Origin of the sequence: Marinobacter pelagius, assembly GCF_003315345.1 — a bacterium.
Classification (GTDB): Bacteria; Pseudomonadota; Gammaproteobacteria; order Pseudomonadales; family Oleiphilaceae; genus Marinobacter; species Marinobacter pelagius_A.
On the sequence record NZ_QNRO01000005.1, the window covers coordinates 116,470 to 137,587 of the forward strand.

The 21,118-nt window shown below is 60.2% G+C and carries 20 protein-coding genes, 1 tRNA gene and 2 riboswitches; of the genes, 7 read left to right on the forward strand and 14 right to left on the reverse strand.

Annotated features, from left to right (window positions below; translation table 11 throughout):
* Nucleotides 1–4: 4 nt before the first annotated feature.
* From mobB to DET50_RS06620, 6 genes are all read right to left on the reverse strand, one after another.
* Nucleotides 5–496 (reverse strand): molybdopterin-guanine dinucleotide biosynthesis protein B, encoded by a 492-nt coding sequence (mobB, locus tag DET50_RS06595; RefSeq protein ID WP_113862082.1) that lies wholly within the window; start codon nt 494–496, stop codon nt 5–7.
* The gene (mobA, locus tag DET50_RS06600) at nt 493–1,080 is read right to left on the reverse strand and encodes a molybdenum cofactor guanylyltransferase MobA (RefSeq protein ID WP_113862083.1); all 588 of its coding nucleotides are present in this window, start codon (nt 1,078–1,080) and stop codon (nt 493–495) included. The genes mobB and mobA overlap by 4 nt, the downstream gene beginning before the upstream one ends.
* Nucleotides 1,073–1,942 carry a formate dehydrogenase accessory sulfurtransferase FdhD gene (locus DET50_RS06605; RefSeq protein ID WP_113862084.1) on the reverse strand — a complete coding sequence of 290 codons (870 nt, stop codon included), beginning with the start codon at nt 1,940–1,942 and terminating at the stop codon, nt 1,073–1,075. Before DET50_RS06605 ends, mobA begins: the two co-directional genes overlap by 8 nt.
* 65 nt (nt 1,943–2,007) lie before the next feature.
* Nucleotides 2,008–2,814: an ABC transporter substrate-binding protein gene (locus DET50_RS06610; RefSeq protein ID WP_113862085.1), complete on the reverse strand. Its 807-nt coding sequence runs from the start codon at nt 2,812–2,814 to the stop codon at nt 2,008–2,010.
* Between the two features lie 76 nt (nt 2,815–2,890).
* Entirely contained in the window at nt 2,891–3,634 is a 744-nt protein-coding gene (locus tag DET50_RS06615) for an ATP-binding cassette domain-containing protein (protein WP_113862086.1), read from the reverse strand.
* The gene (locus DET50_RS06620) at nt 3,631–4,329 is read right to left on the reverse strand and encodes an ABC transporter permease (RefSeq protein ID WP_113862087.1); all 699 of its coding nucleotides are present in this window, start codon (nt 4,327–4,329) and stop codon (nt 3,631–3,633) included. Before DET50_RS06620 ends, DET50_RS06615 begins: the two co-directional genes overlap by 4 nt.
* Nucleotides 4,330–4,446: 117 nt before the next feature.
* Here DET50_RS06620 and DET50_RS06625 point away from each other — a divergent pair, with 117 nt between their 5' ends.
* Together DET50_RS06625 and DET50_RS06630 are read left to right on the forward strand one after the other, a co-directional pair.
* The gene (locus tag DET50_RS06625) at nt 4,447–5,331 is read left to right on the forward strand and encodes a helix-turn-helix transcriptional regulator (RefSeq protein WP_113862088.1); all 885 of its coding nucleotides are present in this window, start codon (nt 4,447–4,449) and stop codon (nt 5,329–5,331) included.
* 98 nt (nt 5,332–5,429) lie between these two features.
* Nucleotides 5,430–6,560, forward strand: coding sequence for a putative sulfate/molybdate transporter (locus DET50_RS06630; RefSeq protein ID WP_113862089.1), 1,131 nt, complete (start codon nt 5,430–5,432; stop codon nt 6,558–6,560).
* A gap of 61 nt (nt 6,561–6,621) precedes the next feature.
* Here DET50_RS06630 and DET50_RS06635 read toward each other — a convergent pair whose 3' ends face one another.
* Together DET50_RS06635 and DET50_RS06640 are read right to left on the reverse strand one after the other, a co-directional pair.
* Nucleotides 6,622–7,578 carry a DMT family transporter gene (locus tag DET50_RS06635; protein ID WP_113862090.1) on the reverse strand — a complete coding sequence of 319 codons (957 nt, stop codon included), beginning with the start codon at nt 7,576–7,578 and terminating at the stop codon, nt 6,622–6,624.
* A 75-nt stretch (nt 7,579–7,653) separates the two neighbouring features.
* Nucleotides 7,654–9,033 (reverse strand): sodium:solute symporter family transporter, encoded by a 1,380-nt coding sequence (locus DET50_RS06640; protein WP_113862091.1) that lies wholly within the window; start codon nt 9,031–9,033, stop codon nt 7,654–7,656.
* Nucleotides 9,034–9,271: 238 nt separating this feature from the next.
* Nucleotides 9,272–9,357: riboswitch (glycine riboswitch) on the forward strand.
* Nucleotides 9,358–9,456: riboswitch (glycine riboswitch) on the forward strand. It abuts the riboswitch before it with no gap.
* Between the two features lie 22 nt (nt 9,457–9,478).
* Between DET50_RS06640 and DET50_RS06645 the strand changes: the two genes are divergently transcribed.
* From DET50_RS06645 to DET50_RS06655, 3 genes are all read left to right on the forward strand, one after another.
* Nucleotides 9,479–10,099 (forward strand): trimeric intracellular cation channel family protein, encoded by a 621-nt coding sequence (locus DET50_RS06645; protein ID WP_113862092.1) that lies wholly within the window; start codon nt 9,479–9,481, stop codon nt 10,097–10,099.
* A 41-nt stretch (nt 10,100–10,140) separates the two neighbouring features.
* The gene (locus DET50_RS06650) at nt 10,141–11,925 is read left to right on the forward strand and encodes an FUSC family protein (RefSeq protein WP_113862093.1); all 1,785 of its coding nucleotides are present in this window, start codon (nt 10,141–10,143) and stop codon (nt 11,923–11,925) included.
* 154 nt (nt 11,926–12,079) lie between these two features.
* The gene (locus tag DET50_RS06655) at nt 12,080–13,087 is read left to right on the forward strand and encodes a lipid A deacylase LpxR family protein (RefSeq protein WP_113862094.1); all 1,008 of its coding nucleotides are present in this window, start codon (nt 12,080–12,082) and stop codon (nt 13,085–13,087) included.
* A gap of 245 nt (nt 13,088–13,332) precedes the next feature.
* Here the strand turns inward: DET50_RS06655 and DET50_RS06660 are convergent.
* The 6 genes from DET50_RS06660 to DET50_RS06685 form a co-directional block, all read right to left on the reverse strand.
* Nucleotides 13,333–13,409, reverse strand: a tRNA-Arg gene (locus DET50_RS06660).
* Nucleotides 13,410–13,510: 101 nt separating this feature from the next.
* The gene (locus tag DET50_RS06665; RefSeq protein WP_113862095.1) at nt 13,511–15,355 is read right to left on the reverse strand and encodes a protein kinase domain-containing protein; all 1,845 of its coding nucleotides are present in this window, start codon (nt 15,353–15,355) and stop codon (nt 13,511–13,513) included.
* A gap of 9 nt (nt 15,356–15,364) precedes the next feature.
* Nucleotides 15,365–16,963 (reverse strand): dihydrolipoyllysine-residue acetyltransferase, encoded by a 1,599-nt coding sequence (locus DET50_RS06670; RefSeq protein ID WP_113862096.1) that lies wholly within the window; start codon nt 16,961–16,963, stop codon nt 15,365–15,367.
* A 26-nt stretch (nt 16,964–16,989) separates the two neighbouring features.
* Nucleotides 16,990–17,967 carry an alpha-ketoacid dehydrogenase subunit beta gene (locus DET50_RS06675; protein ID WP_113862097.1) on the reverse strand — a complete coding sequence of 326 codons (978 nt, stop codon included), beginning with the start codon at nt 17,965–17,967 and terminating at the stop codon, nt 16,990–16,992.
* Between the two features lies 1 nt (nt 17,968).
* Nucleotides 17,969–19,153 carry a thiamine pyrophosphate-dependent dehydrogenase E1 component subunit alpha gene (locus DET50_RS06680; RefSeq protein ID WP_113862098.1) on the reverse strand — a complete coding sequence of 395 codons (1,185 nt, stop codon included), beginning with the start codon at nt 19,151–19,153 and terminating at the stop codon, nt 17,969–17,971.
* 181 nt (nt 19,154–19,334) lie between these two features.
* Nucleotides 19,335–19,880 (reverse strand): YaeQ family protein, encoded by a 546-nt coding sequence (locus tag DET50_RS06685; RefSeq protein ID WP_113862099.1) that lies wholly within the window; start codon nt 19,878–19,880, stop codon nt 19,335–19,337.
* A gap of 74 nt (nt 19,881–19,954) precedes the next feature.
* Between DET50_RS06685 and DET50_RS06690 the strand changes: the two genes are divergently transcribed.
* Both DET50_RS06690 and DET50_RS06695 read left to right on the forward strand, forming a co-directional pair.
* Nucleotides 19,955–20,314: a CidA/LrgA family protein gene (locus tag DET50_RS06690; RefSeq protein WP_113862100.1), complete on the forward strand. Its 360-nt coding sequence runs from the start codon at nt 19,955–19,957 to the stop codon at nt 20,312–20,314.
* Nucleotides 20,304–21,029 (forward strand): LrgB family protein, encoded by a 726-nt coding sequence (locus tag DET50_RS06695; RefSeq protein ID WP_113862101.1) that lies wholly within the window; start codon nt 20,304–20,306, stop codon nt 21,027–21,029. Before DET50_RS06690 ends, DET50_RS06695 begins: the two co-directional genes overlap by 11 nt.
* Nucleotides 21,030–21,118: the final 89 nt, after the last annotated feature.

Below are 21,118 nucleotides of genomic sequence, written 5' to 3' on the forward strand. Positions count from 1 at the left end.
CCGTTCATGGTTTTTCACGGTTCAGAATGAAGTTAGCGATTGCGGGCACATCACTTACGTCGAAAACCGGGCCCGCAAAATCCGGAGTATAGTCCGTCGCTACGGCAATGATGCTGGCGTCTTCCCGGTAAAGGGGTGAACGGGAAGACTCTTGGCGGTGTACTTCAATCTTGGGGTGTGCATGGGTCTTAAACCCCTCGACGACCACCCAGTCGCAGGGGCCCAACCGTCTCAGCAGTTCATCCAGTGTTGGCTCCTTGGCTCCCCGGAGTTCGTGCATGATGGCAAAGCGCTGACCGCCCGCCAGGATAACTTCCCGGGCACCGGCCTCCCGGTGTTTGTAGCTGTCGGTGCCGGGTTGGTCCACATCCACCATGTGATGGGCGTGTTTGATCGAGTTGACGGTTAACCCTCGGCCGGATAACTCGCGAATCAAAGCGCTGGCCAGAGTGGTCTTGCCCGAATTTTTCCAGCCTACGATGCCTATAACGTTCACTTCAGATGCTGCTCCGCCCAGGCCAGATCTTCTGGCGTATTGATGTTGAAAAAATCGCCCTCATCGAAAATCACCAGGGTTTCACCCTGGGCTTGTGTCCACTGGCGGATCTTGCGTACGCCGTCGTTCAGAGCGGCTCTCAGTTCGTGCCGCAGCGAGACCTGCCAACGGCCAAAGGTTGGCTGTGGCACCCGGCCACGCTCCGGGTCCGGCGTTGCCGCCAACACAACCGGGGTGTCGTGCCCGGACAATCGCTGGACCAGTTCCAGGGGGAAAGACGGCGTATCAGCGGCGACACTGATCAGCCACTCATGGCCCTGTTCGGCCGCCCAGTCCATACCCGCCAGCACGCCCGCCAGAGGCCCGGCATAGCCGGGGACCGAGTCGGCGACCACCGGCAGCCCCAGATCCTCGAAACGGCTCAGGTCGCCGTTGGCATTCAATACCACGGCGTCCACCTGCGGCGTGATTCGATCGATGACGCGCTGGATCAGGGAACGGTCGCCCAACATCAGTCGCCCTTTATCGCCACCGCCCATGCGGCTGGCCTGGCCACCGGCCAGAATGACGGCGCACTCAGTCATGCTCTGCCCCTTTTCGACGCATTTTCTTGTCTTCATCGGGAACCTGCGACAGATCCTGATCGAACACCAGACGGTGCTGGCCGCTGAGGCAGGTGAATTTCTTGCCCCGCATCCGGCCGATCAGTGTCAACCCGACCTGCCGGGCGATATCGACGCCCCAGGCGGTGAAGCCGGACCGGCTGATCAGGGTCGGAATGCCCATCAGTGATGTTTTGATCACCATTTCAGAGGTCAACCGGCCCGTGGTGTAGAGAACCTTATCGGCGGCCGGGATATCGTTCAGGTGCATCCAGCCGGCGATCTTGTCGACCGCGTTATGGCGTCCGACATCTTCCATATAGACCAGAATCTGCCGGCCCTGGCACAGGGCGGTGCCATGGATGGCGCCGGTTTCCATGTACAGGCTGGGCGTGTGGTTGATCTGGTAGGAGAGATCGTAAAAGGTGCTGGTGTGCACCGGCGTATCCGGCAATGACAGGCCCTCAAGGCCTGCCATCATGTCACCAAAGACCGTGCCCACGGCACAGCCGGACGTCCGGGTTTTCTTTTCCAGCTTGCCCTCGACATCGGTGACACCGGCAGTGCGGACCACAGCGACTTCCAGTTCTTCATCGAAATCGATTTTGGTGACCTGGTCGGTCTCTTTCAACATGCCCTGGTTCAGGAGAAAGCCGAGGGCCAGATACTCCGGATGATCGCCAATGGTCATGGCCGTGACTATCTCCTGACTGTTCAGGTAGATGGTCAGGGGGCGTTCTTCGATCACACTGATCGACTTCGGTTGACCGGTTTCATCGACGCCCTCTACCCCGCGGGACAGTCGGGGGTCTTTGGGATCGGGAAGTATGGGATCAATCGTCATTTTTACTCTGGCCGTCTCGGAGGTGCCGTAGAATAGATTATCTACGGAGATTGCCAGAGATTAGCCTATTTGGCATTCGGGAAAAACAGCTGTTGTCCATCCACCTTGAAGTCGGCAATCGCTTGTTGGCCATCCTCGGAAATCAGCCAATGGTGCCACTGTTTGGCCAGATCGTGCTTGAGGTGCGGGTGCTTCTCTTCGGAGAGCAGCAGGCTACCGTACTGGTTGAACATCGACTCGTCGCCGGCAAACAGCAGTTTCAGGTTCTGAGGATTTTCAAAGGCCACCCAGGTGGCGCGGTCGGACATCACGTAGGCATCCATGGCGGCGGCGGTGTTGAGGGTTTGTCCCATGCCGCTGCCCAGCTCGCGATACCAGTCGCCGTCCGGTTTGACGCCCGCGTTTTCCCAAAGGCGCAACTCGGCGCGATTGGTGCCGCTGTCATCGCCACGTGATGCGAAAGGCGCTTCGGCCTCGGCGATCGCCGCGAAGGCCTCGGCGGCACTCTCCGCCTCACTGATATTGGCAGGGTCGTCCGCGGGGCCAATCAACACGAAGTCGTTGTACATGACATCGGCCCGCTCGGTGGCGTAGCCGTTTTCGACAAAACGCTTCTCACCTGCGGTGTCATGCACCAGAAGGCTGTCGGCGTCGCCCCGGCGGGCGATTTCAAACGCCTGACCGGTGCCTACGGCTACCACACGTACGTCGATGCCGGTCGCGTCTTTAAACTTCGGTAAAATAGAGTCGAACAGCCCCGAGTTTTCGGTAGAGGTCGTCGAGGCCAGGGTGATGTAATCCTCGGCGTGAGCGCTGAACGCCAGACCCAGGGTGGTCACGCCTGCCAGTACCAGATTCAACGTCTTTTTCATCTTGTTTTCTCCTTGTCGTGGGGGGGGGGGACTGCATTCTTTTGGGCAACTACTCGGCAAAGCCGTACGAGCCGAACTACTCAACGAGCTCTCCAGCAACAAACGCCTGCGCCTCCCGCGAGACGGGCGCGTTGAAAAACGCATCAGCAGAGGTGTGCTCGCGAACTTTTCCGCCAGAGAGAAACAGTACATCGCCGGCAAGGCGCCTGGCCTGATGGATATCGTGGGTGGTCATCACGATGCGCGTGCCTCGCTGATGAAACTCCCGCACCGCCGCCTCTACGGCCTTGATCGCCGCCGGGTCCAGCGCGGACGTAGGTTCATCCAGGAACAGCACTTGCGGAGAAAGCACCCAGGCGCGTGCCAGTGCCAGGCGCTGTTGCTGGCCGCCAGAGAGCACCCGTGCAGGCGTGCGGGCGCAGGCGCTCAGTCCGAATCGATCGAGTGCATCAAACGCGAGCTTGCCACGTTCCCTGCGCGGGACGTTATTCACCGCCAGTGCATGAATGAGGTTGGCCACGGCCGATCGACGCAACAGCACGGGTTGCTGGAATACCATCGCCTGACGGGGTTTCCGGTCGCCTGACCACGTCACCCGTCCCTGAGAGGGGGAGAGCAAACCATGGGCCAGACGGAGGAGAAGACTCTTGCCTGCCCCGTTGGGCCCCATCACAAGGGTAGGGCCGATGCCGTCCAGGGTGAATGAGCAGGGGCCCAGAAGAACCTTTTCCTCGTGGCTGTAGGTGACCCCCTGAAAGGACAGGGATGGTGGTGAAAGCAGGGCAGAGGAGGCGAGGCGTGGAGCGTTTAATGAGGTCATCCTGTCCGCCTCCGGGTCAGTTCACCCAACAGATAGGCAGCTGCGTTAATCAGCATCACCAGCGTCAGCAGCACAATGCCCAGCCCAAGCGCGAGGGGCAGGTTGCCCTTGCCGGTTTCCAGCACGATGGCCGTCGTCATGACCCGGGTGACCCCATCAATGTTGCCGCCCACCATCATCACTGCGCCCACTTCGGCACTGGCCCGGCCAAATCCGGCGAGCAGAACGGTCAACAGCGCAAAACGGGCATCCCACAAGAGGGTGGGCATCATGCGTGCCCGGGACATCCCCAGTGAAACAAACTGCTCGCGATATTCACCCAGCATTTCTTCTACTTTCTGGCGCGAGAGCGCGGCGAGGATCGGCAACACCAGCACCACCTGCGCAATCACCATGGCCCCCGGTGTAAACAGCAAGCCCCACTCACCCAGGGGGCCGGCGCGAGAGAGCAGTAAATAGACCATGAGCCCGGCCACCACGGGAGGTAGTCCCATCAGGGCATTGAGCACGACAATCACAGCGCCACGCCCGGGGAAACGCCAAAGCGCCACGGCCGCACCGAGGGGAAATCCCAGCACAGCCGCAATCAGTACCGCCAGCAGCGACACCTGCAGCGAAAGCGCCACGATTTGATACAGCGAGGCGTCGAAATTTAACAGTAGCGAGAGCGCCACATAGAACGCATTATTTTCCACAGCTGCGTCTCCTTTATATTGAGCATCGTGGCGTTTTTAACTACGCTTTGCACAGTCTTCTGGAAAATATGCAGAATAAAACAGTCCTGTGCTTTCCCTGCACAGCAGGAGAAACTGATGCCCCTTCCCGCTTACCTCACCACGGCCGAAGCTGCCGAGTATTTGCGCCTGAAAGAAAGAAAAATCTACGACCTGGTCAGCCAGGGCGTTATCCCCTGTGTGCGGGTGACAGGAAAACTTTTGTTTCCGCGCCAGCGTATAGATCTGTGGTTGATGAACCATCTGGAGGGTGACGATGCCGTCAGCTCTCCGATCCCGCCGGTGCTGGCAGGCAGTCAGGATCCCCTGTTGGAGTGGGCCGTGAAGGAAAGCGGCGCGGAGCTGGCGTTGCTTTGTCAGGGAAGCGGCGATGGCGTACAGAGATTAGTCGACGGGCGCGCAATGCTCGCGGGTATGCATATCTGGCATGCTGAAAGCCTGCGCTACAATGACCCTGCCACGCTGGGGCTGAGCGGGATGCGCGATCTGGTTCTGATCCGGTGGGCAAAGCGCCGGCAGGGGCTGCTCCTGGCGGCCGATAACCCTCACCGGCTCGAACGACTTGAGGATATCGCCCGTCCCGGCATACGGGTTGCGCATCGCCAGCCCGATGCCGGTGTCAGCCATTTGCTACAGGGGTTACTTGCTCGCCACCGTATCAATGCCACGCAGCTTACGTGGGCCGACCACCCTTCGCTCAGCGAGGACGATCTCGCCCTGGCCATTCGCCAGGGCGAAGCGGATATCGGCCTGGGAATCGAAGCTGCGGCCCGGCGCCAGGGGTTGGCTTTTATTCCTCTGCAGCAGGAACATTTTGATCTCGCCATGCGCCGGCGTCACTACTTTGAACCGGCCATGCAACGGCTGCTGGCGTTTGCCGGTAGCGAGCGTTTTGAACAGCGCGCCGAGGCTCTGGGTGGTTACGACATCAGTGAACTGGGACGGGTCGTATATAACGCTTGAGCGGCGCCAATAATAGATGGGCGAATGAAATCGGGGTCAGAAGAAAGCCTTCTTCTGACCCCTGGGACAATAACCAGACAGGCGAACCGGGAGCCTGCATGCCTTCAACCCGAAAAGATCTGGTCAACGAGCTCAGCGGGGCTTTGGGTGATATCGGTACCCTGCTGCCATTGAGTCTGGGGGCTATTGCGGTCGCAGGGCTGGCACCGGTACCCGTGCTGTTGGGCTTCGCCGCATTCTATATTGCAACGGGACTGTATTATCGTCTGCCGATACCGGTGCAGCCCATGAAAGCGGTTGCAGCGTTGTTGCTGACGACCCAGGTGAGTTCCGGGAGCCTGATCGCCAGTGGCCTGTTGATCGGGGCCATACTATTGCTGCTGGGTACAACCGGATGGATCAACCGGGTGGCCCGTCTGGTACCGGGATCGGTATTGAGCGGCCTTCAGTTGGGACTGGGATTGTTGCTGGCCTACATGAGTCTGGGCCTGATGGCCACGTCTTTGGCGCTGGGCGTGATAACTCTGTTGCTCTTGGTCATTACCCTGAAAATGTTTCCAAACTGGCCGGCGGCGCTGATAGGGCTGGGTGTATCCGTAGCAATCGGGGTAGTGCTGGGGGCGCCGGGGCTCTCGCTTCCTGTGGCGGATTCCGTGGCATTCACCATGCCCCGGTTACCGGGCATCGACGAATGGCAACAGGGCTTTTCAACGTTGGTGTTACCCCAGCTGGCCCTTACGATCACCAATGCCATCGTATTGACGGCTCTGGTGGCGGGGGATTATTTCGGCGAGCAATCGAATCGCGTGTCGCCTGCCCGGCTGTCCGTGAGCACCGGCCTGGCCAACCTCTTTCTGGTTCCGTTTGGTGCGTTGCCCATGTGTCACGGGGCGGGTGGCGTGGCCGCGCATTATCGCTTCGGCGCGCGGACCGGAATGGCTCCCGTTCTTCTGGGAACGGGCTTGCTCCTGGTCGCTTTTATACCGGGCGGCCTCTCGGTCATTGCCGCGATTCCAACGGCCGGCCTTGGCGCCCTGTTGTTGGTGGCCGCCGTCGAACTGGCTGCGTCGAAGCGCCTCTGGACAGCCAAGCCGTCCTGCTGGCCGGTCATCGCCATAACCGCACTGGTGACTGTCTGGGCCGACCCGTTTTTCGGGCTTCTGGCCGGGGTAGCATCGGAAACGGTTCGGGCGGCCCTGGTGCGTAGGCAAAAGCCTGGAGTGGTTTGAGCCCATCGTCGAGAAACGCCATCTACCGCCGAGTGAAGATCCACGGAAAGCTTGGGTTTCATTACTGAGGAGTATCGTTTCCGGCGGCCCTGTATCCAGTGCTTACATTGCGGTTGGCGGACTGAACCGGCTGGTCGGAATTGTTTCGGGACATTTCCCGTGTCAGCCAGGCACCGGCGCCGAGCAGGAGTATCCCCCCGTAAAGCATGCTGGGCGCAGGAACTTCGTTGAATATGAGGAAACCCAGCAACGTCGCGACCGCAGGCGAGACGATGATATCAATCAGCGAATACAGGTTCGCGTTAATGGACTTCAGTACGATCGAGATGCCGAAATAGGCGAACCCCATGGATATCAGTCCCAGCCCTGCTGCCCAGAGCATCACTGGTAGAGACAGGTTGAGGCTGTCATAGCGGATAAAGCCGGTTACATCGCCCGGGCCAATAACCAGTACCGACGGAGACATGATCAGCGCCGCGAACAGCAGAGACCACGCGATATCATTGCCGGTTTCGGTTTTGCCTTCATGGCGCATATACGTGACCATGGCCGCGTAGATCGCACCCACGCCAAGCGCCACCATGTTACCAAGCAGGTAACCCTCCTGAAGCGGCTTGGCAATGACGATCCCGGCGAGGGCAATAATAAAAATGAGGATATAGCTCTTTTTCGCCTTTTCACCCAGAAAGAGCCACGAAAGAATAAAAGTGAAGAAGGGTGCGACACTCCAGAAAATTACCGCATTGGCAATGGGTACCAGGGTCATGGCGTAGTTGAAAAAGCCGCTCTGTCCCGCAATCAGTGCGCCTATCAGAAACGTATCCTTCCAGTTGCCATGGGGCAGCTCAAGAGGCTGTCTGTTCGCCCTTGGCATGGCCAGCATCAGAAATGCCGTTGCAAAAACAAAGGCATAAAAAGTCAGCGTCTGGACCGGAATCCGGCCATCCGTGAGCTTGACGAAAACACCGATGGTTGCTTCCGACAGGGTTATCAGAGCCAGCAATAGCCAGACTTTCATCGACGCCCCCTTTATCTACCCGGTTGAACGGGTTTCATGTCAGATGATCCTCCGGGGTATTTCAAGACACCCATTTCATCCTGATGACGCCCGGGCAGATCGCACCAGGGGTAGTAGCAACGTAACTCCGCCCGAAGCCAGGATTGCTCCGGCAAACGGCGCCAGTGTCGGCACCCCACCGGGGAAACTGGCGATCTGGAGCGCTTCGTTGAAACTTCCGCTCATGATCCAGCCCGGCAGAATCGCGCCGATCACCCCAGCCACCACCCCACTCAAGGCAGCAACTGGTGTCACCCGGGCCCAGAGCCCCATCAGGATGGGAATGATGGCCGTTGCGCACAGCAGATCGGCGATCAGGAATAGCCGCAGAACCGACGCACCCTGCAAGGCTATCACCACAACCGGCACCATCAGTGCGACCGTTACCCAGCGCGCGCCGGAGAGTGTCAGGCCCGCTTTTTCGGCGACCGCGAGGGAGGCGATGCCGTTCTGTAGGGTATCCACGGACGATGCTACCAATGTGACGGCCAATACCAGCGCGACCGCGCCCAACCATTGTGGTGCTTCATTGATCAGGGCAAAAAACGGAATGGGCGGCTGCCCCAGTTCAAGCCCGGCCATAGCCGCGCTGATTCCGAGGCCACCCACAACGGCAACCACAATGATGGTAGTGCCACCGCCGAGGAGGGCGCCTTTCCACAGTGAGGCGCTGTCCCGTGCGGCCCAGACACGTTGCCAGTAGCCCTGATGAAAGAGATTGGCCGCGGTTACCGCCAGCACCAGGGTAAGCGCGACACTGACCGCGCTCCAGAAGGGAATGCCTGGCATTTCGGCCGATTCCGCCACCGAAGGCAGGTGTTTCCAGTCCACAAATAGCACAGTCGCCAGCAGCGCCATCAACAGCAACGCCTGCCAGCGATCGGTGGCCAGGCTGGCGCGTAATCCACCCCAGGTGGTGTAGACCAGCGTTGTGACTGCAACGCCAATAATGACGATCTGACCGTTCAGATCCGACAGCAGCCCGGTAATCGCGCCGATGGCGGTAAGCTCTGCGGCCAGAAAGCAGGACATGTACAACACCGAGATCAACGAGACCCAGCGGCGCATGCCTTTGCCAAAGCGCTTTTCGGCGAACTCGCTGATGCTGCGCCCCTCGGGCATCTGCCGGCGAATGACGGGGCCGAGCATGGCGAATACGATAAAGGGCAATGCCGCCCCCAGGGCGTAGCCGGCGAGTGCCACCGGCCCGACAAACGCGCCCACTTCCGGTGGCGCAAAGAGTATCCAGGCGCCCATGCCCGAAGCAAGAAAGGAAAGACCAATGGTGGTGGCGCCCTGACTGTTGCGGGCGGTCATGTAGTCGTCAATGCCGTTGGCTGTTTGACGGGCACGCAAGCCCAGCCAACCGAACAGGCACAATGCCGCGACAATGGCGGCCATCTGGGTAATCATCATGTCGCGCTTCCTCCGCCGGAATGATCCGGATCAGGTTCCAGGGTCTGCCGAAGGCACTCTCAGCCCCGGCTGTGTTGCCGGAACTCCCCTGTCGACTGGAATTGTCTGTGTGTGGTGTTGAATGCGTAGCCGGTGGGTAAGGGCATCAGGCATTCATTTGATCGCCAACGGCATGGTAAAGACATGTCAGTTGGTGGGCAACTCTACCTCGACGCCTGCCCTGCGCCGCTTTATAATGCGCGCCTCCGCAGGAGAGTGGGCATCTTGCCCCGCCGAAGGCGCAACCTCCCATAAACGCTCAGGCACATGTACTGCGGACATCATTCATAGCCGTCTGGAGAGAGGCTGCCAAAGCAGTCCACCGAAGGGGCAAGCAGAGCCGGGCTCTGTAAACTCTCAGGTATCAGGGACAGGGGGAGAGGCCACAGAAACTCAGGAGTCCTGTGTGCTGATCTCCATCTATATGATTGCCATTACTGCCGAAGCCATGTCCGGAGCCCTCGCTGCCGGCCGAAGGAACATGGACCTGTTCGGGGTGGCCGTGATTGCTTTTTTTACTGCCCTGGGCGGCGGTACGGTCCGTGACATCCTCCTGGGCAACTTTCCTGTCACCTGGACCCAGCACCCACGCTATATCTACATGACCATTACCGGCGGTCTGGTGACTGTCGTGATCGCTCGCTTCATGCGGCATCTTCACCAACTCTTTCTCGTCCTTGATGCCATTGGCCTCGTTGCATTCACTGTTATTGGCTGCAACGTTGCTCTGAGCCTGGGTTATGACACGGTTGTGGTGGTTATGTCCGGTATCACCACGGGTATCTTCGGCGGTATTATTCGAGACATCATGTGCAATCGCACGCCCCAGGTGTTGCGCCACGAACTCTACGCCAGCGTTTCCCTGGTCGTGGCTTTGCTCTACCTGGGGTTGGTTCGCCAGGGAGTGGGCGAGAACATCACGTTGCTTGCCGCATTCAGTCTGGGTTTACTGCTTCGCATGGCTGCGATCCGCTGGAGTCTGTCGCTGCCAGTGTTCAGTTATTCTCAGGCCCGCTGGGACTCGTAGCCGCCCGAATGTGAGCGGGGAATGGAGACAGGAAGCCCGGGATGACAGCGTTCATTAAAGCGGCACGTGACAGGCAGCTGGTATCCGACCCCTGCCTCGCACGGTTGATTTTTGCCAGCAGAGCACTGTTGGGTCTGGTCGCTGTGGCCGTTGTTGGCTGGTTTCTGTCTGGCAGTCTGGGGTTCAATTTTTCGGGCGTGATGCTCGGCGTTGTGGCATCCCACTTCAGCCTGCTTCTGGCGCGCCAACCGGCGCGCCGCACCAGAATTTCCACTTCCTTGATCATGATTCCGGGGTATTGGCTGGGGCTGATCCTGATTCACGGCGTTGCTGGCCAGCCGGCATTGCAGATTGTCCTTTTGCCAATCTTGGTCGGACTCGGCTTCTGGCTCCAGAATGGACGCTCCAGGCTGGCAACCATGATCATGGCGGCCGCCTGGATCTTTATGTTCACAATCTACTTTCAGGCTCAGGATGGATCGTTGATCTGGCACCTGATGGTCGTCAGCGTTTCGGTCCCGATTATGATGGTGCTGCGTTTCATGGTCTGGTCTGAGGATCGGCCGGTAAGCCCGAGCCTGATCCAGCGCAGTCACCAGCTGATCCTGATTCGAGCGGCTCAACGGGCCTCCAGATCAGAGCAGATAGCCGATGTGCTTGGCTGGCTGCACAGGTCGATGGTTCCCGTCATTCAGTCATTAGAGGCTCATCCCGATATTGATGCTGCCACCCGGGCTGCGTTACTCGATCGGCGACGCGCTGTCGAAATAGAGCTGCTCCGAGCGCCGGCCCGCGGAGCGGAAATCGCGGGGATGCTCGCTGAGAATCCAGACGCCGGTAGTGTAAAGGTGTCTTACGGGTTACCTGTGCTGGCACACATTGCGGAACCTCAGGATGCTGAAGCAGAAGAGAAGACGGCCTCTGCGCAGAGTTCGTCGGCGAACATCTCGCGCAGACGAGCGATACAGGTGACGGCAGCCGTGTTGCCGGCAGCCTTGGCAGGATTTCTTATCTCGCCTGAACGATGGCCATGGGCGGTTCTGGTGGCGATGTTCATGTTTCTCGGGACAGAAAATTCGGGACGGCTCCTGAGCAAAGGGGTGCAAAACATCGTTGGCGTGATTGCCGGGGTCGCGCTTGCCATCGTTCTGAGCAATGTCCTGCCACCCATGCTCTGGCTCGGGTTCGCAGTGATCATGATGCTGACGTTTCTGGCCTTTTACCTGATTCCAGCGCACTATGCGGCAGGGATGGCGGCAGTAACGGCTCTGATCGGGCAGGCACTCGCCCTTGGCGGAGGCGATATCGCCATGTTGTTGCAGCTTCGACTGTCCGAAGTTCTGGTCGGTGCGGCCTTCGGGTTGTTTGCCGGTCTTTGCGTGATGCCTGAGAAAGCCAGTGATAATGTTCGGCGCGCCTGCGCGAACCTGCTGAACGATGTGGCGAATGTGCTTGACCCTGATCAGGCCGGGCCAGGCACAGCCCGCCTTCGGGACGGTCTGGCGGCGGCCTACACTGCGGCGGACTTTGGCCGCCTTTCGGGACTGCTGATAGACGGAACAGGGATGCGGGTCGCCCTTATCGAAATGGCTCAGTTGCAGCACCTGACAGAGCTCTATCGTCACCTAAAAGCCCGGTCTGAAGGGGAAATACCCACCCACTACCTTTATGAACTGGCCCGTCGCTGTCGAGCCACTGCAGAACAGGTGGTAAACCGCAGGCGAGAGATTTTGACGCCTCTTTCCTGGCCGGACAACGCATCCCCGGAGTTGGGAGTTCTTGCAGCGATAGACGCGAGCGTTCAGGCGATTGCGAGGCAAGGCTGAACAAGAGAGGCAAAACTTCCTGAGGAGTCAATCTCTTGCCCGGTTCCGTCTTTCGAAAGTGCTGATGGTTTCCGACGAAAATCATGGCTTTTTATTGGAGAGAGGAAGCAGGAGAATAGGCTGCTCACCAACTGTGTGGGGCTCGGTAAAGCGAATGTATTTCCCTGAATTTTCGGTACGAGCGCCTCTGCGGGCATTTTTGCTGCTCACTCTGGTAACTGGCTGTGCCCACGCACATACCTTCAGTCTTTCCTGGGACAACGACCTGCTTCTGGGGCTTGATCAGGGCTATACCAATGGCGTGCGCCTGTCCTATCTCTCGTCACCGTCCAGCGATCAGAACGCCGGTTCGGCCAGGCTGTCTCGCGCTGCGGGACAATGGCTGAAGGGGCTGCCGGGTATTGACCCGGAAAGTCAGAACCAGGCGGTATCGTTCAGCCTTCGACAGCTTATGGTTACTCCGGAGGACATTTCCCGCGAGCAACCCAGCCGGGATGACCTGCCTTACGCCGGTTTCCTTTTCCTGAGCAGTACCGCCTGGAGTTGGGATGCTGACAGCATCACGGGCTACGGTATGCATTTGGGCCTGGTCGGCCCGGAAAGCGGAGCTGAAGCCTCCCAGAAGTGGGTGCACACACTGACCGGCAGTGAAGAGCCCAGAGGGTGGGATGATCAGCTCGGAACAGATGTTGTCGGCGGCCTGCAAGGTACCCACGCTCGCAAGCTGTGGCGAAGTGGTCGTAAAGGGCAGCTGGAGCAGGAGCTTGCCTGGGTCGGCTCGGCCAGGGTTTCCAGTTTCCGTTCCAACGCAAGAGTGGGCTGGATTTGGCGCACTGGCAGATATCTGCCGATCAATTTTGTGCCCGACTATGCCGGGACTTCCAGCACGGTTGGCCTTCCGGCCGCTTTGAATGACGCAGGGAGAGGCTGGTCCGTGTTTATCGGTCTAGGCCTGGAATACGTTCCCTATTCCTACCTCGAAGAAAACGCCGACCCATACCAGTTCGAGGAGAGTCCTGTACTGGCCCAGGTCGGTATCGGTGTAACCTGGCAATGGCAGAATCTCCAGACGGCCTTGATTCTCAGGGCTACCACTGGTGAAGAGCAGTCGAATAAAGAGAGCTTCAGTTTTGGTACGTTGTCTCTGACCTGGGCTTATTAAGGATGAAGGGAGCCCTCGAGGTGTTCTGCCGCCGACTTCAAGTTTGTTGCGGAGCCAGAGTGGCCCGCCCGTCAGGATGGACTCAGATCGCCTTTGGGCGATCTTCGGGGCGTTGCCACGCCTTCTCCGCGCTGCGGCGTCCAAATCGCTTTCGCGATTTGTCGAAGGCAGGTTCTCATCAGGACTAACAACCGATCCATATTCCACAAAAAAGCCCGCTCGATGGCGGGCTCTTTCGTGGAATATGGCCCGCCCGTCAGGATTCGAACCTGAGACCTTCGCCTCCGGAGGGCGACGCTCTATCCAGCTGAGCTACGGGCGGAAGAAATCGGGCACGGTGTGCGTCAATTTCGAGGCGCAATCTTACGTGTGATCGGTGGCTCTGTCCAGCCCTCCGGCTATCTTGATTGCATTGCCCTCGTTTCATGTGGAGCCGACTTCGGCCCTCGGGTTTTTGGGGTAGTAACGTTCGGGCAACCGCTCGATGTGGGGAAAGAATCGGGTGTCCTTGTAGGGCATCTTCATGTATCCCGAGACGCCCAGTCCGGCGATCTGGTCCACGGCCGAGAGGATCTCGTCAAGCAGGCGGGCAAACTCGTTTTCCCGGTCCGGGTCGAGCAGGCGGTAGTGGCTGTGGATCTTCAGGTGCCGGGGCAGTGACTCGAAGATGATCATGCCGGTGTGGTGGATGTCGTTCAGGGCTTCCAGAGCCTTGATCATGGTCTCCGGCAGTACCAGGAACTCCTCCGGGTCGGGGCCGTCCTCGAAGTAGGAGTGCACCCGGGATTCGTCTTCCACCTCCGGTGCCGCACTGACTTCATAGCGCAGTTGCATGCCGGGATCGATCCGGAACGGCTGGTCCGGTCCGTCGCGGTCCACGTGCAGGGTGTTGCGGGCATTGAACAGGCAGCTCTTGAAGATGCCCTGACGGTAAATGGCCTGGGCCAGGCAGACCATGTTGTTTACGGCCCGGATGAAGGCGGTCTTGAGGCCGGGATCGTGCAGGTTCAGTGACGTATCGATGTAGACGCCATCACTTTCCCAGCGCACGGCCAGGCCGCCTTCCACCGGGTACCGTCCCAGCCGGCTGACGGCAGCCAGGAAAGCTTTTTCGGTCTCGCCCATGCCCTGCATGAAGTTCTTGTAGTACCTGTCCAGCTGGACATCGTTGACGTCGCTGAGGGTTTCCGGGGCGTTCTCCTGGCGGAGGAACGACTTGCGGGAGCTGTATACCACGGTGTCGATCTCATGGTCCGAGGCGCGGGTCCAGACCGGCACCATCGGGGTGATCGGCGGCGCCGGCAGGTCGATCATCACCGTGTGCGCCATCCTCGGCATTTCTTTCAGGTAGTAATCACCGGCCTTCCGGCGGGTCTCCGGGTCCGGCGACAGCATGCCGTCGAGCATGCGGGCAAATTCCATGGGCAGGCCCAGGGAGTTGGCGGGAATCGCCTGGTGGCCGAAACGGCAGGACTGGCCGGAGGCCAGGGCATAGAGGGTGCCTGCGGCGCCCTGCTCATCGAAGCGGGGAGAGGAGAGCCCGCCGTTGAGTTGTTCCTCGCCGATGAAATAGACGTCTCCGAGCCGGGCGTTGGTCTGTTGGAGGTTGTCGGACATCAGTTCCATCACATTGGCGGTGATGAACTGATGGTTGGCGTCTAGCTGGGCGAATACCGAGGAGCCCCAGTCGATCAGGGCGATGTTCTCGGTGCTGGCGTCAAAGACCAGGTTGGACGGTTTGATGTCGCCGTGGACAATGGGCCGCCCGCCCGAACTGGCGCCGCTGCGGAGGCTGCGCAGGATGTCCGCGAGCTGGTCGGCAATGCGAATCACCAGCCTGGGTTTCAGGCGGCCTTCCCGTAGCGACACTTCCTCCAGGTTGATGCCCGCGGCCCGTTCCATCACCAGGATGGGCTGGTTGTGCGCCCGCTGGTAGGCGATCAGTCTTGGTACCCGCGGATGGCGGACCTGTTCGAGAATAAAGGCTTCATCCTCAAGCCGGTCCTGGAGGTGTTGGGGCAGGTTGATGCGGGTGAACTTGAAGACGTGTTCCGGACCACTGTAACCGTGGCCCGGAAGCCGGCCGGCAAACACAAATCCGTAGGCGCCCTTGCCGATTAGTTCAATGTCCCGGTAACCCAGTTGGCGGAGCTGGGCGGCGCACAGCGCCACCCAGTCCTTGAGCTTCTTGGCATCGTCATGGCTGAGCAGGTAGATCGACTGCTCTTCAGGAATGTAGAACTGCTGAAGTTCGGTCTTCTGCTCCATAACAACCCGTCAGCCCAGATGCAGCAACATGGATTGCGGCGATTCCAGATAGCCCTTCCAGCGGTTGCAGAAGCGCGCGATGGTGCCGCCGTCGATGATGCGGTGATCGCCCGCCCAGCTCACGGTCAGGATCGCCCGTTCCACCACGTTGCCATTGGCATCAAAGCGCGGCAGTTTCTGGGTCCGGCCCAGGGCGACGATGGCCACTTCCGGCGCGTTTATGATGGGCGAGGCGTAGGTGCCGCCCAGGGCGCCAATGTTGGAAATGGTGATGGTGCCACCCTTGAGGTCTTCCTGGCTGACCCGGCCCGAGCGTGCGGCCTCGGTCAGACGGGTGACCTCATCGGCCACGCCCAGCAGGGTCAGGCTTTCCACGCCCTTCACGTTCGGCACCATCAGCCCGGCCTTGCTGTCCACCGCCATACCGATGTTGCAATTGGGTTGGTAGTGGATCTCCGTCACCTCGTCATTGAGCCGGCTGTTGAGCACCGGGAAGTCTTGGATGGCCAGGGCCATGGCCTTCATGAAGAAGGGCATCAGGGTCAGTCGCGAGCCCCGGGCCTCGGCGTCCGGCTTGAGCTGCTCCCGCAGGGCGAGCAAGTCGGTGACATCGATGTCCTCACTGTAGATGAAGTGGGGAATCGTGGTCGCCGAGGCCACCATGCTGCGGGCCATCGCCGCCCGGACGCCCCGGATGGGTTCCACCCTGGCCTCCAGTTCACGGGCCGGCTTCCGGTTCGCGCTCTCGGCCTTTTCCTCAATGGCTTCGTTGGCCGGTTGTTTCCCGGACGCCGGTGTCGCAGGTTGTTCGAGGTGTGAGAGCACGTCGGCCTTCAGCACCCGGCCATCCTTGCCAGAGCCGGTGATGTCGGCCAGGTCCAGGTTGTGCTCCCGCACCAGGCGGCGCACCGCAGGACTGGCAGGGATCCGTTGCCGGTTTCCGGTGGCGACCGGTCTGGCGGCTGCCGGAGCGGTTTCTGCTACCGGTGCGGGTGCCGATTCGGTTTTTGCTCCGGCCGACTCCTCCCGATCCCGCGGAATGAACGCAAACAGCGGGGAATGCACCCGGGCCATTTCCTGTTGCTGGTGATACAGCCTGGTAACCCGTCCGGCCTTGGGCGCGGTGATCTCGACCATCGCCTTGTCGGTCATGACATCGACCACGGGCTGGTCTTCCTCGATCTCGTCGCCTTCGGCCACACGCCATTCCACCACCTCGCACTCGACAATGCCTTCGCCGATGTCGGGCAGGATGAAGTCTTCGGTGGCTTCCTCCCCGGCCGGTGTTGCCGGGGTGGGTGAGGGCGCGGGCGTCTTGCTGACGGTTTCGGCCAGCTGTGCCGCAGGCTCGGCAGCCTTGCCGCCTTCGCCATCCAGCTCCACCAGCTCAAACAGCGGGGCGTGCACTTTCGCGATGTCGCCTTCCTTATGGTAGAGGCGGGTTACCTTGCCCTTGTACGGTGCCGGGATTTCCACCAGAGCTTTGTCGGTCATCACCTCGGCCACCGGCTGGTCTTCCTCGATGATGTCTCCCTCGGCGACCAGCCACTTGACCAGTTCGCACTCCACGATACCTTCGCCGATATCGGGCAGTATAAAATCACTCATGATTGCTCTCCTGTCCTGATATCAACCTAGAAATCCACGCTTGACCTGATGGCCTCGAAGACCTTCAGGTGATTGGGCAGGTGCTCTTTCTCCAGCACCAGCGGGAAGGGAGTGTCCATCCCGGTAACCCGTGCGATCGGGGATTCCAGGTACAGGAAGCAGCGTTCCTGGATGGTGGCTGCGATTTCGCCGGCGAAACCGCCGGTGAGGGGCGCTTCATGGGTAACCACCAGGCGCCCGGTCTTGAGCACCGAGTTGGCGACGGTCTCCACGTCCCAGGGCAGGATGGTTCGCAGGTCGATGACTTCACAGGAAATGCCATCTTTCTCCGCCATGTCGACGGCCTGTTCAATCACTTCCATCTGCGCGCCCCAGCCCAGCACGGTCACGTCCGTGCCTTCTTTGAGGACTTCGGCTTCACCCAGGGGCAGCCGGTATTCCTCGTTCGGCACTTCACCGACGGAGGCGCGGTAGAGCCGCTTGGGCTCGAAGAACAAGACGGGGTTGGGGTCGTGAATCGCAGCCAGCAGCAGGCCCTTGGCTTGGTGGGGGTTGCGTGGAACGACGATCTTCAGTCCCGGCGTGTGTGCGAAGTAGGCCTCCGGCGACTGGGAGTGGTAAAGCCCGCCGGCAATGCCGCCGCCGTAGGGGGCGCGAATGGTCAGCCCGCCCACGTTGAACAGGTTGCCGGAGCGGTAACGGTACTTGGCGGATTCGTTAACGATCTGGTCGAACGCCGGGAAGATGTAGTCGGCGAACTGGATCTCGGCCACCGGCACGGAGCCCTGGGCCGCCAGGCCGTTGGCGAAGCCGATGATGCCCTGTTCCACCAGAGGGGTGTTAAAGCAACGAGCCTTGCCGTACTTCTGTTGCAGGTTGCTGGTGGCCCGGAAGACACCACCGAATACGCCCACGTCCTCACCGAAACACAGCACCCGCTCGTCGGCGGCCATGGCTGTATCGAGGGCGTTGTTGATGGCCTGAAGCATGTTCATCTGTGTCATCTCAGGCACCTCCCTTGGCGTGTTCGGCACTCTTGGGATAGGCGTCCGGATAGCGGCGGATGTGCGCCTTCAGCTTCTCGAATTGATCGGCCAGGGCCGGCGGCACTTCGTCATAAACATCGGTGATCAGGGTTTCCAACGCGGGTGGCGGGCGCTTCTGGGCCCGTTTCATGGTCTCCAGTACCTCCCGGCGCATGGTTTCCTGTAGCTGTTTCTCGTCATCCTCGCTCCACCACTTCTTGCGCTCGAGCCAGAGTCGCATGCGCAGGATGGGATCTTTCTCGCGCCAGACCGCTTCTTCGTCCTTGCTGCGATAGCCGGAGGGATCGTCCGAAGAGGAGTGGGCGGCCAGGCGATAGCTCATGGCCTCGATCAGCACCGGGCGGTTGTGTTCCACCGCCAGGCTGCGGGCGGCTTTGGTGGCCTCGTACATGGCCAGGACGTCGTTGCCGTCCACCCGGATGACATCCATCTTGTAACCATAGGCCCGGGGGGCCACACCGTCTGCGGCGAACTGTTCGGCGGCCGGGGTTGAGATGGCGTAGCCGTTGTTGCGGCACAGAAAAATTACCGGCACCCGCTGCACGGCGGCCATGTTCAGGGCGGCGTGGAAATCGCCTTCCGAGGCGGCGCCTTCGCCGAAGTAGGTAATGGTGCAGTGGCCTTCGCCCGCCAGTTTCTGGCCGTAGGCGTAACCGGTGGCCTGGGGGATCTGGGTGGCCAGGGGCGAGGAGATGGTCATGTAGTTCAGCTTTTTGGAGCCATAGTGCACGGGCATCTGGCGGCCTTTGCCGTAGTCCAGCTCATTGCCGAACAACTGATTCATGAATTCATCGATGGTGAAGCCCCGGTAGGCCAGGGCGCCCTGTTCCCGGTATTGCGCCATGATCATGTCGGCGTCATCAAGGGCGGCGGCACTGCCGATCACGGCGGCTTCCTCGCCGGTGCACTGCATGTAGAAACTCAGTCGTCCCTGACGCTGGGCGGCGAGCATGCGCTCATCGAGAATCCGGGTGGTGACCATGGTCCGGTAGATGCGCAGGGCTTTGTCTTTGTCCAGCGCCGGTGCCTTGGCGCCCTTGTACAGGGAACCGTCCTGCTTCAGGACCTTGAACGTGGGAATACGGAACTCTGCACCGTCGGTGAAAGACGGGGTGTAAACAACTCTGGATTTTGTTGTTGTCATAATCCTCTTCCTGGGGTGGTGGCCTGAGGAACACGGCTCCCCTTGTGGGGGTGCCGATCATTTAAGTGTAGACAAAACGGCAGGGTCTGGTGTGACCTTGCACAATTGTCTGATGCTTACCTTAACGTAAACTGCAGAATTCGGGTAGTCCCTGAACAGCGGTTTCACCGAACCGGTACTATCAGCTGGCCGGATACAGGCGCGAGGGCGTCAGGGTGACCAGAGTGTCCTCATTGCCTATGCCCACCTCGCCATCCTGGATGGTGCATTGAAGGCTCATGGTGCGCTCGGCCAGGCCCGCAAGCGCCTCGGTGCCCTCCTGGGGCAGGTCGATGATGGTCAGATTATTGAAGCGGGAGAGCTTGTTGTGATTTTTCTCCCACCACAGGGAGGCCGCCCGTCCGCCATAGGTGTACAGCAAGACTTTTTTGGCCCGGTTGCAGGCCTTTCGCAGTCGGCTTTCGTCCGGCAGGCCCAGTTCAATCCAGAGTTCGATCTCGTCGCTGAGGCTTTTCTGCCACAGCTCCGGTTCGTCGTCAGTACTCAGGCCACGGGTGAATTCCAGGTTCTCGTCGGCATTGAGAACAAAGGCCAGCAGCCGGACCATCATCCGCTCGTCGGTCTCCGAAGGATGCCGGGCCAGGGTCAGGTGGTGGTCCGAATAGTAGTGTCGGTCCATGTCGGCGATGTTGAGCGTGGCCTTGAAGACGGTTGCTTTGAGTGCCATGGGCGTCCTGCGTTGGTATCGATATGTCTGTTTGCGATAGTGTAATGCATTCCTTCCCGGCTGAGCGTGAACGCATGACGATGTTGCGTGGTTTTCTGGTATTGGTGCTGTTTTTTATCCTGGGCGAGTCCATGCGGGTGCTGCTCGCCCTGCCGGTCAGTGGCGGTGTGCTCGGGATGGTGGTCATTACCTTTACGCTGATGGTGAAGGGCAGCGTCAGTGATGATCTGGCCTCGGCGAGTCAGGGGCTGATCTCGGTGCTGGTGCTGCTGATCATGCCCGGTGTGGTCGGGGTGTTCTTTACTGCCGATCAGTTCTCGGGCCAGTGGCTGGCGGTCGCCGCAGCGCTACTGGTCGGTACCTTCCTGAGCGTGCTCACTACCCTGTTGTTAATGAAGCTGGTGACGGAGAGGGGAGAGCAGCATCGTGAGTGAATTGTTCAGCCGCCTCGGGGTCCTGGCGGATACCCTCGCGGCCACGCCGATTCTCGCCATCGGCCTGACCCTGGGGGCCTTCTTTGCCGGCAACTGGCTGTTCGCCCGCATCGGCAGGCCTTTGTGGCTGCCGCCGGTGTTGTTGTCGGCGTGCCTGCTGTCCGGGGTGATTGCCATCCTGGCCGTGGATTACCAGGCCTACCAGCAGGGCGCGCGCTGGCTGACCGTGCTTCTGGGGCCGGCCACAGTCGCTCTCGGCATTCCGCTGTACCAGCAGATGCACCATATCCGTGCCATGTGGCGCCCGATTGTGGTGACCCTGCCCATTGCCGCAACCCTGGCGGCGGTCTACGCCCTGGTGATTGCCTGGGCACTGGGGGCCACCCCGGAGGTGCTGGCATCGTTGGCGCCCAAGTCGGTGACCGCGCCCATTGCCATCGGCATTACCGAACAACTGGGTGGCTCGGTGCCCCTGATGATGGGCGGCCTGCTGATCACCGGTGTGGTGGCAACCCTCTTCGTTGACCTCCTCGCGCGCCTGTTGCCGGTGACGGATGAGAGAATCCTGGGGTTTGCCCTGGGCCTGAACGGTCATGCCATAGGTACCGCCCGGGCATTTGAGATCAGCCATACCGCCGGGGCGTTTGCGTCCCTGGGCATGGGGCTGACCGGGGTGTTTACCGCCATGATCCTGCCGTTGGTGTTCCATCTCTGAATCCTGCCCCACATCGGGTCATTCACCTGGCGAATAACCCCATGTCGCAATTTCGATTGCCGTAAGGGTTTTCCGAGACTAGCTTGTTG

What these genes read in the sequence shown, in the direction of transcription:
- mobA (WP_113862083.1), bottom strand. Translation starts at nt 1,080, where the DNA reads ATGACTGAGTGCGCCGTCATTCTGGCCGGTGGCCAGGCCAGCCGCATG.
- DET50_RS06605 (WP_113862084.1), bottom strand. Translation starts at nt 1,942, where the DNA reads ATGACGATTGATCCCATACTTCCCGATCCCAAAGACCCCCGACTGTCC.
- DET50_RS06610 (WP_113862085.1), bottom strand. Translation starts at nt 2,814, where the DNA reads ATGAAAAAGACGTTGAATCTGGTACTGGCAGGCGTGACCACCCTGGGT.
- DET50_RS06615 (WP_113862086.1), bottom strand. Translation starts at nt 3,634, where the DNA reads ATGACCTCATTAAACGCTCCACGCCTCGCCTCCTCTGCCCTGCTTTCA.
- DET50_RS06625 (WP_113862088.1), top strand. Translation starts at nt 4,447, where the DNA reads ATGCCCCTTCCCGCTTACCTCACCACGGCCGAAGCTGCCGAGTATTTG.
- DET50_RS06630 (WP_113862089.1), top strand. Translation starts at nt 5,430, where the DNA reads ATGCCTTCAACCCGAAAAGATCTGGTCAACGAGCTCAGCGGGGCTTTG.
- DET50_RS06635 (WP_113862090.1), bottom strand. Translation starts at nt 7,578, where the DNA reads ATGAAAGTCTGGCTATTGCTGGCTCTGATAACCCTGTCGGAAGCAACC.
- DET50_RS06640 (WP_113862091.1), bottom strand. Translation starts at nt 9,033, where the DNA reads ATGATGATTACCCAGATGGCCGCCATTGTCGCGGCATTGTGCCTGTTC.
- DET50_RS06650 (WP_113862093.1), top strand. Translation starts at nt 10,141, where the DNA reads ATGACAGCGTTCATTAAAGCGGCACGTGACAGGCAGCTGGTATCCGAC.
- DET50_RS06655 (WP_113862094.1), top strand. Translation starts at nt 12,080, where the DNA reads ATGTATTTCCCTGAATTTTCGGTACGAGCGCCTCTGCGGGCATTTTTG.
- DET50_RS06665 (WP_113862095.1), bottom strand. Translation starts at nt 15,355, where the DNA reads ATGGAGCAGAAGACCGAACTTCAGCAGTTCTACATTCCTGAAGAGCAG.
- DET50_RS06670 (WP_113862096.1), bottom strand. Translation starts at nt 16,963, where the DNA reads ATGAGTGATTTTATACTGCCCGATATCGGCGAAGGTATCGTGGAGTGC.
- DET50_RS06675 (WP_113862097.1), bottom strand. Translation starts at nt 17,967, where the DNA reads ATGACACAGATGAACATGCTTCAGGCCATCAACAACGCCCTCGATACA.
- DET50_RS06680 (WP_113862098.1), bottom strand. Translation starts at nt 19,153, where the DNA reads ATGACAACAACAAAATCCAGAGTTGTTTACACCCCGTCTTTCACCGAC.
- DET50_RS06685 (WP_113862099.1), bottom strand. Translation starts at nt 19,880, where the DNA reads ATGGCACTCAAAGCAACCGTCTTCAAGGCCACGCTCAACATCGCCGAC.
- DET50_RS06690 (WP_113862100.1), top strand. Translation starts at nt 19,955, where the DNA reads ATGACGATGTTGCGTGGTTTTCTGGTATTGGTGCTGTTTTTTATCCTG.